Here is a 1007-nt window from a genome sequence, read left to right as displayed (position 1 = left end):
AAGTCGGCCTCTCGAATGAACCGCTCTCGAAAACTTGGGTCGGCGGAGACATCGGCGCGCAAAACCTTCAGCGCTTCCAGCCTGGGCAACCGCGGATGTCGAGCCAAATAGACCTCACCCATTCCGCCGCTGCCCAACAGCCGCACCACGGTGAACCCGGCGAAATCCGCCCCTTCCTCTAGCGGCATGCGCCGCATACTACAAGCGCAGCGGCTGACCAGTGACACTCCGACAAAAACAGCGTCGACTCGGGATAGTGCGTAGCGGTGCATTCTTGAACAACCGGCGATGGGCGTCGTTAACATTTGCGCATGCCGTTGATGAGCGGTGCCTCGTTCGCCGGCTACACCATCGTGTCGCTATTAGGGACCGGTGCGATGGGTGATGTCTACCTCGCTCAGCACCCACGGTTGCCGCGGCGGGACGCCCTCAAGATTCTGAACGACCAGCTATCCAGTCAACCCGACTACCGGGATCGGTTCATCAGGGAGGCCGACTTGGCGTCGTCGCTGTGGCATCCACACATCGTTGAGGTGTATGACCGGGGCGAATTCGAGGGTGATTTGTGGATCGCGATGCGCTACGTCGACGGGTTCGATACCCGTCGAGTGCTTCGGGAAAGCTGTCCGTCCGGAATGCCGGCTGCCGATGCGCGGACCGTAATTGCCGGCGTCGCCAGCGCGCTGGATTATGCCCACCAGAAAGGCCTGCTGCACCGCGATGTCAAGCCGGCCAATATCCTGCTGACCCGTCCACAGGGCGGAAAGCAACGTATCTTGTTGACCGACTTCGGCATTGCCCGCAATCGGGACGAGATCAGTGGTCTTACACAGACAAACATGACCGTTGGTACGGCCGCCTACGCAGCGCCCGAACAGTTGATGGGCGGCCACATCGACGGCCGCGCAGACCAGTACGCGCTAGCCGCCACCGCGTATCACCTCCTTACCGGCGTGCCGGTGTTCCCCAACACCAATGCGGTCGCTGTGATCAGCGCGCACCTCACG

General features: G+C 61.6%; 1 protein-coding gene and 1 pseudogene. One reads left to right on the top strand and one right to left on the bottom strand.

What is annotated here, in order from left to right:
- A pseudogene (locus A5744_RS25270) lies at positions 1 to 188 on the bottom strand (serine/threonine protein kinase); the annotation flags it as partial.
- Positions 189 to 311: 123 nt separating this feature from the next.
- Here A5744_RS25270 and A5744_RS25265 point away from each other — a divergent pair.
- A partial coding sequence (locus tag A5744_RS25265) for a serine/threonine-protein kinase (RefSeq protein WP_139331180.1) occupies positions 312 to 1007 on the top strand: 696 nt, incomplete at its 3' end.

It is taken from the genome of Mycobacterium sp. IS-1264 (assembly GCF_001954195.1).
Classification (GTDB): domain Bacteria; phylum Actinomycetota; class Actinomycetes; order Mycobacteriales; family Mycobacteriaceae; genus Mycobacterium.
This window is presented reverse-complemented; position numbering and strand designations above follow the sequence as displayed.